Consider the following 14,553-nt stretch of genomic DNA (forward strand, 5'->3'; position numbering starts at 1 on the left):
TAATCAATAACCTATGAAAGCAAAACCTTAATTTGAAAGTAAGGCATTGTGGGCTTTTTTACCTTCATTAATAATGATTTCGATACTTTCTTCGACATCCTGTTTTGTTGTTCTAAAATTAACAATGCAGATTCTTAGGCAGTATTTTTCGTCGACTATAGCATTAGATAAAAATAGTTGTCCACCAGCCTGTATTGTATTTACCAATGTTTCATTTAAAGTATTTAAATACGTATCTCTTTCTTCACCAATAAGATTTAGGTTTTTTGGAATATACCTCATTGTAGTAATGCTCAAATTTTGAGTTATAGTTTCTAATTCTGCATGCTGTTCAGCCAATTTCGCGAAGTACTCTGATAAGGCAATATCTTCCTTAATAAGTTTTACATAACCATCCCTTCCTATTTGTTGTAAAGCTAGCCAAACTTTTAAGGCTCTAAAACCACGAGAATTCTGAAGCCCATATTCAAAGTAATTTAGAGAACCTCCTTCTTCCGTTAAACTGAAATTATAATACTCTGGATGAGAACTATAAGTATCTATGAGATGTTTAGGGTTTTTCACTAAAGTACAACCTGCTTCTAACGGACTATATAACCATTTATGAGGATCTAAGGCTATTGAATCCGCTTTTTCTATCCCTTTAAAAGTTTCCTTTAATTCGGTTATAACAGCCGCAGGTACTCCATAAGCACCGTCTATATGAAACCATAAATCGTACTTTTTGCAAACAGCCCCAATTGCCTCGAGATTATCTACAACACCTGTACTTACATCTCCAGCAGTACCGACAACCATAAAAGGCTGATGTCCTAGCTTTAAATCTGCTTTTATAGTTTGCTCTAAACTCACCATATCCATTTTATTGGAAGTATCTGTCGGTATCCAACGTATCGATTTGCTACCATGACCAAATAAAATAGCGGCTTTATCTATCCATGTATGTGTAGATTTAGAACAGTATGAAATTATTTGTTTAGTTGTATTTGATAATCCATTCTCTTTGATGCTTTTCGGTGCTTTCGCTGTTCTTGCTGCTAAAAACGCTGTAAAATTTGCCATGTTACCACCACTTACTAAAACACCTCCATAACTTGGAGAGACTCCAATAAATTCTGCCAACCAACTAATAGTCTGCTTTTCTATTTCTGTTGCCATCGGACTCAAAATTTGGCCACCTACGTTTGGATTAACCGAAGCTGCTAATAAATCTGCTAGTGCTCCGATTGGTGCTGCAGATGAAGTTATAAATCCAAAAAACTTAGGATGACCATTAAACAACGAATTTTCAAACAATAATTTCGATGTAGATTTTAATAATTGGTCTGCTGGTATTCCTTTTTTTGGCAGAGATGACTGACCTAGTATATCTTGTAATTCTTTTGGTGACTGAGATGTGGTCACTGGTTTCTCTGAAATAGTATCTAAAAACTCAGAAATGGTATCAATGAGTTGGTAACCCATTTTTTGAAAATCTTCCTTATTAATTTCTATTGAGTTTTGTCGATTATCCATTGTTTATATAGGTTTTATAATATTATTTTATATTGATATAACAACTCAAATTAGAATACTTTATATTACACACTCTTCTCAACCAAATACAATTAAAGAATAAATTGTGTAAGCTTAAACTTTACATATATTCAATAATTACATAATTTTTAATAAAAACAGATTCCCAAAAATTAAATAACATTTAGATTATTTAGTTGGTTCGGTTCAATATAAGTTATAACATGGCGATTATCTCAGGTACACATTGGTCACTAAACGCTCAACGGTTGGGTGATCATTTCCACCAGCAGGCTCTATGGTAATATTAAGTGATTCTGCATGGTCAATGTACGTCATTGCCATTAGGGTTTTATTTTTAGAAATCACGCCCATATTAATCATTTCTCCTTCTACATCTGCCCACATTTGGTAATCGTGTTCAGCATCTAATTCTGGCAAACGCTCGGAGTTTACAATTACCGTTTTTGTATTATGGTTAACATAACTTACCACTTTAGCATCTGGCGCTAAGTCATTACCTTTTAAAATGTATTGTTCGGTATCTGGATTGGCAATGGCATTATAAGCCACATTGCTTTCCTCTAATTGCACGTTTAAATTTTCAATAGTGGAGTTAAGTTCTGTATTATCGGACTTTACAATTTGTAATTCTTCTTGTACCTTATTAAGTTGCGAAAACATCCAAATACTACTTAACATCAATAACGCAGCAATACTTGCCGCTATTCCTAAATACATTTTATTAGGACGCTCTTTCGATAAAGAAACGACTTTTGTAACCTTCTTCTCAGTCGTTTTTATAGTATCTAATAATTCTGTTTTTACTACTGTAGGAGGTGTAATGGCATTTTCTAAACCAATAGTTTCAAAATCTAGTTCTAATTGATCGAACTGAGCTCTAAGTTGAGCATCAGACGCAAGTATTTTCTCTATCTGATCGCACTCATTTGCGTTGAGTTGCCCAAGCAGATATTGCTCTAATAATCCATCTTCTAACAGCGTCTTCTTATCCATCTTCATAGCGCATTTAGTATTAGTATTATGAGACTTAAAGTCCTAGAGTATATTTCTCTAACCTGCTTCAAGGCTTGGCGCACGTACGATTTAAACGTTCCTAGAGGCACATCCATTTCTATGTGAGCTTCTCTATGTGTTAATCCTTTAAAGTATACAAGTTCAATCGCTTCTTTGTGGTGGTCTTCTAGCTGTTTCACAGCACCATTAAGTTCTAAATATTCCGAATCTATACTAATATCTTCTTTTTTATTAGTATATACACTAAAATCATCTGTTTGGATGAATGGATCTGATTTTCTCAGAACATTTAACGTTTTGTTCTTAGCAATACGGTACACCCAAGTATAAAAACGGCCTTTATTAGCATCATAATTTTCGGCTTTATCCCAAACTGTCATAAACGTATCTTGCAAAATATTCTGTGCTTTGCCTTCATCGCGTATCATTTTTATAATTACCCCATAAATAGCTCCAGAATACTTATCGTATAGAATTGATAGCGCACGCTCATCCTTACTTTTTAATTGTTGAATAAGTGTGTTATCGTTTTGCATTAATGTTAAAGATTTCCTAAAAGTAAAATATTGCTCATCCAGAGCAAACATGACTGTGTAAATATAATTGAAAGCACTTCAAAAACGAAATAAGTGCATAAATAGTTTAACCAATAATTTAAAGAAATCATGAAAAAATTAATGTTTATTTTAACAACATTCGTAGCCTTAACATTTAATAACACAGTAGCTGCTCAAGAGACCATTGTAGATGTAGCTGCAGGAAATGAAGATTTTTCAACTTTAGTAACTGCCTTAAAAGCGGCAAATTTAGTTGAAGCCTTGCAAGGAGACGGACCTTTTACAGTTTTTGCACCAACTAACGATGCTTTTGCTAAAATTGATAAAGACGCTTTAGCAAATTTACTAAAGCCAGAAAACAAAGATGCTTTATCAAATATCTTAACTTATCATGTGATTCCTGGTAAATTAATGGCTAGCGATGTTGTTGCAGCATTAAAAAAAGGTAAAGGAAAAGTTGAGATTAAAGCCTTAAATGGAACAATACTCACAGTGATGTCTAAAGATGGAAAAATATGGTTAAAAGATGCTGCTGGAAATTATAGTGAAATCAAAGGTACAGATGTCACTGCTGATAATGGTGTAATCCATATTATCGACACTGTAGTAATGCCAAAATAATAAGCTATAATATTTAATTAGTGTTATTAACAAATATTACGACCTCCTTATTAATTATGTTTTAGTTGATTGTGATTGATTGATAGCGACGCAATTTTAGAGATAAAATTGCAAAAAAAAGCACTTACAAAAAATGTAAGTGCTTTTTAATTTCTAAAAAGGTCTCAATACTAATTCACTTTAGGTAAATTGCTATAGTTTATACTATATTCTAACATTTGCTCAGGGAAACCTTTTGGCTGTGTTACTTTAATAGCAGTAATTTCTCCAGCATCATTCATTTCTGGCACTAAAACCGGATTTACAAAACCACTATAAGGTGCAGATGTAAATTGCTTATTACGATCCAAAACCTCAGCATGTATTGCCTGATCTACTTTTACACCATAACCCTCTACTAAGGCTTCAACTGCCGCATAATCTCCTTCTGACTTTATACGTTGAGTTTCTCTTAATAATTGACCAAAAAGTTCGTGTAACTTTTCATAATCGTTAATATTAAAGTATGTTTTTCCGTCTCTAGTTACTTTTTCAATAACGTTGTCCGCTTTTCCTTTTTCAAAAGCCCAAGCAGAAACCCATTGTCTGTTTCGCATGTGTGCTTCTTCAACATCGTCACCAAGGTTTAATCGAATTAATTGTGTCATTAAACCATTTCTTATATAACCATCGTAAGCTGCCATACCAACTTTCTTCCAATCTTCAACTAAGCCTAAATCTTGCAGTTTTGTGTCGTATAAATAATACAAACCAACTAAATCTGCACGACCTTCTTCTAAAGTAGATGCATAATTTTTAAGTGTTTCTTTGGTCTCACCTACACCTGGATTTAGCTGCCCAGATGCATGCCCAATTACTTCGTGCAAAGCAGTGTGTAATTTATCAGCTAAACCGCCAAACTCTTCTTCGAGCTGTAACTCTTCATCATCATGCACAAATTCTTTTAATCGACCAGAACTACCTGCATTAGCATAAGCATTAATAATGTTTCCTAAAGACACAGATTTACTTCCTACTGCAGCTCTAATCCAGTTTGCATTTGGCAAGTTTACACCAATTGGAGTACTTGGAGAGGCATCACCAGCTTCACCTGCAACATTTACCACTTTGTAAGTCACTCCTACCACGCTATCCTTTTTGTGCTCATCCATTAAAGGTGAATTATCTTCAAACCACTGTGCATTTTCAGAAAGTACGGCCATTTTTTTTGACATATCAAAATCATTGATTTGTACAATAGTTTCATAAGAGCCTCTATAACCTAATGGGTCGTTGTAAACTTCTATAAAACTGTTAATATAATCTACATTTCCATCAGTTGCAGCTGTCCAAGCCACATTATAATCGTCCCATGTTTGTAAATCTCCTGTTTTATAATAATGTATTAATAACCCAATGGCATCCCCTTGTGCTTGATTTTCTGCAACACCTTGTGCTTTTTCTAACCACTTTACAATTTCATCTATTGCAGATCCATATAAACCACCAGATTTATATACACGTTCTTTTAAAACACCATTTTCTTTTACTAATTGTGAATTTAATCCGTAAGATAAAGGCTTAGTAGGATCTGGTGATTTCATTTTACCATAAAAGGTTTCTACATCTTTATTGGTAACATTTGGTCCATAAAAGTTAACGGCAGACAAAGCTACATTATCAACGCCTTTTGCTTGGTTTACTTTTTTAGAATCTTCATCGTTAAAAATAACATCTAAGGCAGCACCATCTAATTTTGTATTAGTTGCCAAAAGCAGTTCATTTAAGTATTCTTTTGTAAAATCTGGTTTAAGCTTATCGTTAGAATAATGATGATGAATACCATTACTAAACCATACTCGCTTTAAATATACTTCGAATGCTTTCCAATTATCAGACGTTTTATCACCAGAATAGGTAGTGTATACGTTTTCTAAAGCATGTCTAATTTTAAGATTGTGTCGGTAATTTTGGTCCCACATTATGTCACGACCAGCCAAACCAGCTTCAGTTAAATAATACACTAATTTTTGCTCTTTTAAACTTAAGTTTTCCCAACCTGGTATCTGATAACGTAAAATTTTAATGTCCGCGAATTGCTCTACATTATAGTCAAACTTTGTTTCAGCAGTAACTTTTGCTTCATCTTTTGCAGCTTGTTTACTATCATCTTTGCAGGACAAAGCAAAAACAGCAATAAGAAAGATTGTAAATATTGATTTTAATTTCATGTATAAATTAGTTTTTATTGAATTCTCACAAATGTAATATTTATATCACATATCATAAAATTGCTATCTTTGATAAACATCTAATATCATCTAACAATGAAAATCCTTAAATATATCTTATTACTATTGCTTATACTGGTGATAGGACTGTCTATTTACGTTGCAGTACAACCTAACGATTATAAATTTAACCGAAGCCGCACTATTGAAGCTCCTGCAAGTATTATTTATAATAAAGTCAATGATTTTAAGCAATGGCCAGAATTTTCTCCGTGGTTAGAACAAGACAAAGAAGCTACACTTAATTATTCGGATAATACCGTTGGAAAAGATGCTAGTTACAGTTGGAATGGTGAAGTTTTAGGAGAAGGATCAATGACTACATTAGAGACTGTTGCCAACAATTCAATAAATCAAAAAATTGAATTTATAAAGCCTTTTGAAGCGAATGCAAATATTGATTGGACTTTTGAACCTTCGGAAGAAGGCACTAAAGTAACTTGGCATATGGAGGGTAAACAAGATTTTATGACCAAACTTTTTACCACTTTTGCTGGCTCTATTGAGTCTACAACAGGACCAGATTTTGAACGTGGTTTATTTAAACTAGATAGTGTTGTACAAGCAGAAATGAAAGTGTATAGTATTAATGTTGAAGGCGTAACGCAACACAGTGGTGGTTATTATCTTTACAATACAACGTCTTGTAAGTTCAGTGAGTTTGAACAAAACATGAAAGCCATGTTACCAAAAGTTGGTGCTTATGCCATGACACATAATGTAACTATGGCAGGACCACCTTTTATTTTATATCATAAATGGGATGAAGAAAATGATGCTGTTATCTTTTCGTGTGCTGTACCTACTAACTCTAAAATAGTTTCTAACGAACCTGGAATTTTAACTGGTAAGTTAGAATCCTTTAGAGCTGTTAGAACAGTTTTAAAAGGAAATTACGATAATCTAAAAGAAGCATGGGAAGCCACAATGAAATACATCGCAGATAATAATCTGAAAATGGTAGAAGGTGGCTCAATGTTAGAAACCTATATTACGGATCCTATGCAACAACCAAATCCTGCTGAATGGCTTACTGAGATTTATGTGGCTGTGAAATAGTTCTCTTCTGTCACATCGAGCATAGTCGAGATGCAAATAAATTAAGTTGGTTCTCGACTACGCTCGAACTGACAGTTAACTCTTATTAGAGTATAGAATAAATGAAACAACTCTTATTAGTTTTTCTTGGTGGTGGCTTTGGTAGTGTTCTGCGTTTTATAATTGGTAAATGGCTCAATAATTCTGAAACGGGCATTCCTTATGGCACATTTGCCGCTAACATTATAGGAAGTTTACTTATTGGTATTATACTAGGACTAGCTACAAAAAATGAAACTTTATCACAGAATCAGACTTTATTATTGGCTACAGGTTTTTGTGGTGGTTTTACGACGTTTTCGACCTTTGCTTATGAGAACCATGTATTTTTAAAATCTGGTGACTTTACCAGTTTTGCGCTATACACAATTGCTAGTTTTGTGGTTGGTTTTTTAGCAGTTTTTACTGGTATATATTTGGTGAAATAGGTGTTAGGTGTTAGATAAGATAACTTTTAACAAAACTATTTCTTAAACGCCTTTACTCCTGCTTTAACTTCGATATCTAAATAATTTACGCGCGGAACAATTGGGCAAGAGTACTTTTCGTCATATGCGCAGTATGGATTATAAGCTTTGTTAAAATCTAATTCTATTACGTCTCCATTAGGTATTCTTAAATCTATATAACGACCTCCACCGTAAGTTGATGTTCCATTTGTATCATCTAAAAAAGGTAAAAACAAATAGTCTGTAAAACCTTCCGTTTTCATTAGTTCTTCTCCTTGATATACATTTAATTCATATTTTCTACCTTTTAATTTGAAACTTAAAACTCCGTAAATACGCTCTTTAGAAAGTCTATCATCTGTAGTTTTCATGTTAAACCATTCAGAATCTGGAGTTCTTTTTAAAATTGCCTTAACCACAAAATTAGAATCAAACTTAAAAAAATCTAGACCAGTAAATGTCTTTCTATCTTTATCTTTTAAAGGAGATTTTGAAGCGTCTTTAAAATCTGCATTCATCTTCTTTTGCCATTTAGTTTCTCCGCTCAAAACTGTCTTTTCTTGCGCGCAACTAATAGAAAGAACAAGTATAAAAAGTAAAAACAAATTCTTCATTTCAAATTATTTTAGAATTCAAAAGTACGATTTATCAAATTTTATCTTAGCTTTGAAGTATAATTAAGTAAAAATAATGTTACAAGTAATTAGATATACAAAGCAAACCTGTGTGAATTCTTCGGAATACATTCGGACGCATTATCTATTGTAGCTATACATATATACTATTAAACAATATTTAAAAGTCCGACGTTAACGTCGGACTTTTTATTTTTATAACAACGACCAACATGAAACAACTTTATGCCAACTACGTAAATTCCTTTAAGGGACTTGTTCCAGAAATTTGGATTCTCTCTTTTGTTACCTTCGTTAACAGAGCAGGTGCCATGGTAATTCCTTTCTTATCTATTTATTTGGTGAGCGATAAAGGTTTTACTTTACCACAAGTAGGTATGATTATGACTTGCTACGGAGTTGGATCTCTTTTGGGGAACTATATAGGAGGAATTCTAACAGATAAAATAGGGTTTTATAAAACCATAGTTCTATCGTTATTTTTTGGAGGAATTGGTTTTATTTTATTACAATTTATAGGCTCCTATATTGGCATGTGTATTGGCGTATTTGTTTTAATGTTTGCGGTAGATGTATATAGACCTGGTGTATTTGTGGCCGCAGATGTTTATGGTGACGATAAAGATACCACACGTAATATAGGTCTTATTAGACTTGCCATAAATTTAGGATTCTCAATTGGCCCAGTACTTGGTGGTCTACTAATTGCCAAAGTAAGCTATAATTCAATTTTTTGGGTAGATGGTATAACTTGTGTTATTGCTTCATTTATACTTTTATTTGGCTTAAAGCCGAAAAAAGCTAATAAGAAAAAAGAAAAACCAATTGTTATAAAAGAAGGTGTTAGGCCTTTAAAGAACAATCTTTTTCTACTACTATTTTTAATTATGCTTATTAACAGTATTGCGTTTGTGCAATACTTCTCTACCATACCACTATTTTATAAAAGTGAATATGGATTAACTGAAGATATAATTGGCTGGATAATGTTTTTGAATGGAGCAATGATTGTTATCCTAGAAATGCCATTAATTAGTTGGTTAGAGAGACTTAAATTATCTAAGACCATGGCTACTTTTTGGGGTATAATTTTACTTGCTTTTAGTATTATCATTTTAAACATGTCTCATTGGTTTGGCATACTAATCATCGGAATGATTTTAATGACATTAGGTGAGATGATAGGCTCACCATTTGCTAGTGCATTAGCTTTAGACATGGCGCCTAAAGGTCGAAAAGGTACGTATATGGGACTATTTAGTATGAGCTTTTCATTTTCGCATATTATTGGTCATAACGCTAGTATGAATATTATTGACAAATATGGTTTTGAAACTACATGGAATGTGATGTTTATCATTTTAATTATTGCAAGTTTCCTTACCATCTATTTATTTAAACGATTAAAAGTATCTAAAGACTATAACACGTATTAATATGAATCTAAATCAAGTTACAATAGCATCATTAGATGTTGCAAAGTCAACTGAATTTTATAAAACTTTAGGTTTAAAACTAATCGTTGATGCATTACCAAGGTATGTAAGGTTAGAATGTCCGGATGGAGAATCTACATTTTCAATTAGCAAGGTTGATTCACTTCCTGAGGGAAATAAAATAACACTGTATTTTGAAGTTGATAATCTTTCAAAAACAGTTTTAGACTTAAGACAAAAAGGTATTACTTTTAATACCGAAATTACAGAACAATCTTGGCTGTGGACAGATATTAATCTAACAGATCCTGATGGTCATAAGCTTATAATTTTCTATGCCGGAAAAAACAGAAAAAATCCACCTTGGAGAGTAAATTAAATTAATTGAATGGATAAAATTAATAAAGACGTTATCATTATTGGTGCTGGACCAATAGGTATTGCCTGTGCATTAGAATGTAAAAAACATAACTGGGATTATACCGTTATAGAAAAAGGGTCTTTGACTAATTCTTTGTTTAATTACCCTTTAAATATGACGTTTTTCTCTACTTCAGAAAAATTAGAAATCAATGAGATTCCATTTATTAGTAATAATCCAAAACCAACAAGAAATGAAGCTTTAGAGTATTACCGAAGAGTTACAACATCTAATAAACTAAACATCAGTTTATATGAAAAGGTAGATACTGTAAAACAAAATGGTAATGGATTTACAGTAGTAACTGATAAAAAAATATATCAGTCTAAAAAAGTCATAATTGCGACAGGTTTTTATGATATCCCTAAGCTATTGAACGTACCAGGTGAAAACTTAGAGAAAGTTACACATTATTACAAAGAAGCGCATCCTTACACTCTTCAAAATATTGCTGTGGTAGGTGCAAGTAACTCTTCTGTTGATGCTGCTTTAGAGATTTATAGAAAAGGAGGAAATGTGACAATGATAATTAGAGGTGAAACTATTGGAGAACGTGTTAAATACTGGGTACGACCAGATATTCTCAATAGAATTGAGGAAGGCAGTATTAAAGCATATTTCAATTCTGAAATCAAAGAAATTAAACCAGATAACATCATAGTGAGTACTCCAGAAGGAGAAATAACACTTCCAAATGATTACGTTATCGCATTAACGGGCTATAGACCAAATTTTGAATTCCTAAAACATTCTGGAATTACATTTTCTAATGATGTTAAGCAAATACCGACATATAATCCCGAAACTATGGAATCTAACATTAATGGTCTCTATTTAGCAGGAGTTGTTTGTGGTGGTATGGAAACTCATAAATGGTTTATAGAAAATTCTCGAATACACGCTAAGATCATAGCAAAAAATATACAATCTAAAATATGAAAAACACAATATTACTTATTCTATTAATTGTTTTAGGAAGCTGTACTTCTTCAAACAAAAAGCCATCAAATCAACCTAATGCTGATGCTATTGTTAAAGTATTTCCGAAGTTAGAGCCTAACCGCTATAATGTTGCCTTTTTAATAATGGATGGCACATTCAACACGGAACTCACTGCTCCTTTTGATATTTTTCAGCATACTATTTTTAGAGATAGCATTAAAGCGATGAATGTATTTACAGTTGCAAATACAGATCAACCCATTACTACTTTTGAAGGCATGCGCTTACTACCAGATTATAATTATGTGAATGATTCAATACCAAAAATTGATATTCTGGTTGTACCAAGTGCCGAACATCATTTAGATACAGATTTAGAAGATGACGCTATGTTAGATTTTGTCCGCAAAGTAGATAAAGAAGCACAATTTATCACTTCGCATTGCGATGGCGCATTTGTCTTAGCCAAAGCTGGTTTACTCAATAATGTAGTCTCCACAACTTTTCCAAGTGATATTGATAGAATGCGAACAATGTTCCCAAGTTTAGACATAAGAAAAGATGTCTTATTTGTGCACGATGGTAAGTATATTACCTCGGCTGGTGGTGCTAAATCTTTTGAAGCTGCTCTATATTTAACCGAACATTTATACGGAAAAAAAATTGCTGAGTCATTAGCAGGAGGATTAGTGATTGATTGGAATTTAGAAAATGTTCCTCACATCATAATAAAGTGATTATTTTAAAGGTTTTACCTCACTATGTTTAACCACATGAGACAGCACAATTTGCGTTTTAGACTCACCATATGTTATTAATTGATCAATAAATGATTCTAAATGTTTTTGGTTTTTTAATACGACTTCCATTACAATATTTTCATTACCAGTAATTCTATAGCAATTGAGAACCTCATCGTAAGTTTTGACTTTTTCTAGGAATGGTTTTAACATTCCCATAAAAGCGCGAATTGTAATTAATGCTTTAAGTTGATAACCCAATTCAAAAGGAGAAACTAAGGTTGTATATCCTTGTATAATCTCGGCATCTTCCATCTTCTTAATGCGCTCACTAACAGCAGGTGAACTTATTCCAACACGCTTTCCAATCTCCACATTAGACATGCGCGCATTCTCTTGTAAGCATTTCAAAATCTTCCAATTTAAACTATCGACACTCATTTAAAGTAATTAAGTAATAATAACACAATAATTAAAGTAAATATACAATTTTACTTTAATATATAAAGTTAAATATAGTTTCTAGTGTGTAATTTCGTGTACATTGCTATTAAAAAATGAGTTATCACCTTCCATCACATTTTTCTGACTTGCCTATTTACAAAAAGGCAATGGATATTATCATGCTTTCACGCAGTATATCCACTTATATTAGTCAAGATTTGTCTTATTTAAATCCTGATGGAACTGAAGATAACAACATCTATTTTACAGGTGACATAGTGCAGCAATCAACAAATTTAGCTCCTGAAATTATAAATGCTGAACGTGAGCGTTTTTCTGACAAAAAACATAAGCATTTAGAAAGTTTAGATCTTTTAACGACACGTTTATACAGTAATTGCAGAAGATTAGAACGCTCTAATAGTAATGGTAAAGACTATCTACCCATGTTGCGATACGAGTTAAGAAAATTCAGAAAACTACAACGTAGTTGGATGATGACTTTATAATTATTTTTGTTGTATTAAATGTGCATTGACCATAAATGAATTCTGATAATTGAGAATTTTAGAATTCATCTCATCAGCAACAATTACAAACTGACATTTATTTATACTTTCTGATATACGTAATATATGATTATAAGCATTGTTGCGTCCTAAATAGTCTGCATCTTCAATGGCAAATAACTGGATTTCGCCTAAATGAATGCCGTTTAAAAAATATAATTTACTTAAACGAGTTGGAGTTGCAATGACAATATCTTGTCCGTAATACACTTCTGTTTTTTGTTTTTCAATATCATATTCGTCGTAAAGTGCATAGACTCTAAGATCTGTGTTTTGGGTAAATCTTTCAAATTCTTCCTTTAAAGCTAAAGCCTCAACTTTATCTTTAACAACAACTATAGCTCTAGGAGAATCTTCAAAAGCGGCTGCTTTTAATTTATGAATGGTGGTAATTATCAATGCTGTTGTTTTACCACTTCCTCTTGGAGCAGTAATATATGCACTTGCTCCTCCTTTTAAAGTTGGCAGTACTTTTTTCTGAAACGCATTAGAGGTTTCATAACCCGCATTTTCTAAAGATTCTTTTAATAAAGGATGTAGTTTTTTAAAGGACATTTAAAACAATTTCCTTCAAAGATACTATTAACCACAGACTTTACAATCTGCCTTGTCTTGTATTTCGCCAACTAAATGTCCATCATCATTCATAACAAAGCCACAACAGTCCATAAAACCTTGAGCTATTTGCTTTCTTGCTCTTTGTATTTGAGATTTAACTGTGGCCAATGGTAGCTTCAACTGGTCGGCTACCTCTTGTTGTTTCAACCCCTTTATATCTGATAAAAACAAAGGATCTCTATATTTTTTTGGTAAGTTTTTTAAGATCCCTCTAAGGCAATCTTGTTCTGTATGTTCTTTAATTGAGGACTCTGCTTCTATTTCTAAATCAGCAACTTGAAGTGTATGCTTAGTTGCTTTAAAATAATCTAATAACGTATATCGTGCCACTGAGAATAGCCAAGGTTTTAGTTTACTTTCATCCTTTAGCGTATGTAATTTAGTATGCACTTTTATGAACGTGTCTTGTAATATATCTTCTGTAATTACGGCATCCTTAACCTTACTTAAAATAAAGTATCTTAAGTCTTCTGCATAGGTTTTCCAAACTTTATTTGTTGTCATTCTTCAAAAAATTTAAAGCCAGTTTAAGTGATTCTCTAAATACTTAAACTGGCAATAAGTTAACAATTACAATTTGTACATGTACAATTTTCACACGTACAGTTATTACATTGACCATCTTTACAAGATGAGCAATTACAAGTACATTCATTATTATTTTTCATACATTCATTATTATTTTTCATAATTCAAGATTTTTTAATGTTCATATAATAGACGAAGAAAGCATTAAAAAGATGCATTATTTAGTCAAAATATTTTTTCAGCTCATTTCTAATAGGCATTGGTTTTATTGCCGAAACGTTTGCACCACCTGTATTGCCTACAGGAATCCATACTAAGGTAAAAAAAATTGAAGCAATTGTTCTTAAAATTTGTCCAATAATTTCTTTTACACTCCTAGTTTCCACACCATAAAGCAGCATCCACAAATGACTTATGGTATGCCTGTATAAATGTTTTTGCCCAAGAATATGAGCGTTTTCAAAGTGATAAAAAGCTTCAGAATAGCTTTTCTGCTTTAAAGCTATTTTACCTAAACTTAATTGATTGTAAAATTCTTGCTTTAGCTGTAATTTAGTCATTAGTTCGTTTTAGGAATAGACGACTAATACTTCAAAAAGATGCAATTTTACTAAAATAAATAAATGGTTCTCTGAGATCCCGAAACAAGTTCGGGATAAGCGATATTCACAA

17 protein-coding genes are annotated in these 14,553 nt (G+C 32.4%); 8 read left to right on the forward strand and 9 right to left on the reverse strand.

Going from position 1 to position 14,553, the window contains the following annotated elements; all coding sequences use genetic code 11:
* Positions 1-27: 27 nt before the first annotated feature.
* The 3 genes from H8K90_RS00680 to H8K90_RS00690 all read right to left on the reverse strand — a co-directional run bounded on the left by H8K90_RS00680 (position 28) and on the right by H8K90_RS00690 (position 3,089).
* Positions 28-1,515, reverse strand: a complete 1,488-nt coding sequence (locus H8K90_RS00680) for a pyridoxal phosphate-dependent decarboxylase family protein (protein WP_186844022.1) — start codon at positions 1,513-1,515, stop codon at positions 28-30.
* A 231-nt stretch (positions 1,516-1,746) separates the two neighbouring features.
* Complete coding sequence (locus tag H8K90_RS00685; RefSeq protein ID WP_186844023.1) at positions 1,747-2,532, reverse strand: anti-sigma factor; 786 nt, start codon at positions 2,530-2,532, stop codon at positions 1,747-1,749.
* A gap of 2 nt (positions 2,533-2,534) precedes the next feature.
* Positions 2,535-3,089: an RNA polymerase sigma factor gene (locus tag H8K90_RS00690; RefSeq protein WP_186844024.1), complete on the reverse strand. Its 555-nt coding sequence runs from the start codon at positions 3,087-3,089 to the stop codon at positions 2,535-2,537.
* A 129-nt stretch (positions 3,090-3,218) separates the two neighbouring features.
* On the opposite strand from H8K90_RS00690, the gene H8K90_RS00695 reads away from it, so the two are divergent.
* Positions 3,219-3,731, forward strand: coding sequence for a fasciclin domain-containing protein (locus tag H8K90_RS00695; protein ID WP_186844025.1), 513 nt, complete (start codon positions 3,219-3,221; stop codon positions 3,729-3,731).
* A gap of 170 nt (positions 3,732-3,901) precedes the next feature.
* Here the strand turns inward: H8K90_RS00695 and H8K90_RS00700 are convergent, their stop codons facing one another.
* A complete protein-coding gene (locus H8K90_RS00700) occupies positions 3,902-5,941 on the reverse strand; it encodes a dipeptidyl-peptidase 3 family protein (protein WP_186844026.1) in 2,040 nt (679 codons plus the stop codon).
* A gap of 96 nt (positions 5,942-6,037) precedes the next feature.
* On the opposite strand from H8K90_RS00700, the gene H8K90_RS00705 reads away from it, so the two are divergent.
* Both H8K90_RS00705 and crcB read left to right on the forward strand, forming a co-directional pair.
* Positions 6,038-7,060 carry an SRPBCC family protein gene (locus H8K90_RS00705; protein WP_186844027.1) on the forward strand — a complete coding sequence of 341 codons (1,023 nt, stop codon included), beginning with the start codon at positions 6,038-6,040 and terminating at the stop codon, positions 7,058-7,060.
* 101 nt (positions 7,061-7,161) lie between these two features.
* Positions 7,162-7,527, forward strand: a complete 366-nt coding sequence (gene crcB, locus H8K90_RS00710; RefSeq protein ID WP_186844028.1) for a fluoride efflux transporter CrcB — start codon at positions 7,162-7,164, stop codon at positions 7,525-7,527.
* 35 nt (positions 7,528-7,562) lie between these two features.
* On the opposite strand, the gene H8K90_RS00715 is transcribed toward crcB, so the two are convergent.
* Positions 7,563-8,162, reverse strand: a complete 600-nt coding sequence (locus H8K90_RS00715; RefSeq protein WP_186844029.1) for a DUF1684 domain-containing protein — start codon at positions 8,160-8,162, stop codon at positions 7,563-7,565.
* A 233-nt stretch (positions 8,163-8,395) separates the two neighbouring features.
* On the opposite strand from H8K90_RS00715, the gene H8K90_RS00720 reads away from it, so the two are divergent.
* Genes H8K90_RS00720 through H8K90_RS00735 form a run of 4 tightly spaced genes read left to right on the forward strand, consistent with a single transcriptional unit; the run spans position 8,396 to position 11,719 of the window.
* On the forward strand, positions 8,396-9,619 hold the full coding sequence (locus H8K90_RS00720) for an MFS transporter (RefSeq protein ID WP_186844030.1): 1,224 nt from the start codon (positions 8,396-8,398) through the stop codon (positions 9,617-9,619).
* A 1-nt stretch (position 9,620) separates the two neighbouring features.
* Positions 9,621-9,998: a VOC family protein gene (locus H8K90_RS00725; RefSeq protein ID WP_186844031.1), complete on the forward strand. Its 378-nt coding sequence runs from the start codon at positions 9,621-9,623 to the stop codon at positions 9,996-9,998.
* Positions 9,999-10,007: 9 nt separating this feature from the next.
* Positions 10,008-10,979: a YpdA family putative bacillithiol disulfide reductase gene (locus H8K90_RS00730; protein WP_186844032.1), complete on the forward strand. Its 972-nt coding sequence runs from the start codon at positions 10,008-10,010 to the stop codon at positions 10,977-10,979.
* Positions 10,976-11,719 (forward strand): DJ-1/PfpI family protein, encoded by a 744-nt coding sequence (locus H8K90_RS00735; protein WP_186844033.1) that lies wholly within the window; start codon positions 10,976-10,978, stop codon positions 11,717-11,719. The genes H8K90_RS00730 and H8K90_RS00735 overlap by 4 nt, the downstream gene beginning before the upstream one ends.
* Here H8K90_RS00735 and H8K90_RS00740 read toward each other — a convergent pair whose 3' ends face one another.
* Complete coding sequence (locus tag H8K90_RS00740) at positions 11,720-12,163, reverse strand: Lrp/AsnC family transcriptional regulator (protein ID WP_186844034.1); 444 nt, start codon at positions 12,161-12,163, stop codon at positions 11,720-11,722.
* Positions 12,164-12,279: 116 nt separating this feature from the next.
* On the opposite strand from H8K90_RS00740, the gene H8K90_RS00745 reads away from it, so the two are divergent.
* Positions 12,280-12,675 carry a hypothetical protein gene (locus tag H8K90_RS00745; RefSeq protein ID WP_186844035.1) on the forward strand — a complete coding sequence of 132 codons (396 nt, stop codon included), beginning with the start codon at positions 12,280-12,282 and terminating at the stop codon, positions 12,673-12,675.
* On the opposite strand, the gene H8K90_RS00750 is transcribed toward H8K90_RS00745, so the two are convergent.
* From H8K90_RS00750 to H8K90_RS00760, 3 genes are all read right to left on the reverse strand, one after another.
* Positions 12,676-13,290, reverse strand: coding sequence for a DEAD/DEAH box helicase (locus tag H8K90_RS00750; protein WP_186844036.1), 615 nt, complete (start codon positions 13,288-13,290; stop codon positions 12,676-12,678). It abuts the gene before it with no gap.
* Between the two features lie 27 nt (positions 13,291-13,317).
* Complete coding sequence (locus H8K90_RS00755) at positions 13,318-13,857, reverse strand: sigma-70 family RNA polymerase sigma factor (RefSeq protein ID WP_186844037.1); 540 nt, start codon at positions 13,855-13,857, stop codon at positions 13,318-13,320.
* Positions 13,858-14,102: 245 nt separating this feature from the next.
* Positions 14,103-14,441 carry a DUF3703 domain-containing protein gene (locus H8K90_RS00760; protein WP_186844038.1) on the reverse strand — a complete coding sequence of 113 codons (339 nt, stop codon included), beginning with the start codon at positions 14,439-14,441 and terminating at the stop codon, positions 14,103-14,105.
* Positions 14,442-14,553 lie beyond the last annotated feature (112 nt).

Origin of the sequence: Winogradskyella echinorum (assembly GCF_014297365.1) — a bacterium.
GTDB lineage: Bacteria > Bacteroidota > Bacteroidia > Flavobacteriales > Flavobacteriaceae > Winogradskyella > Winogradskyella echinorum.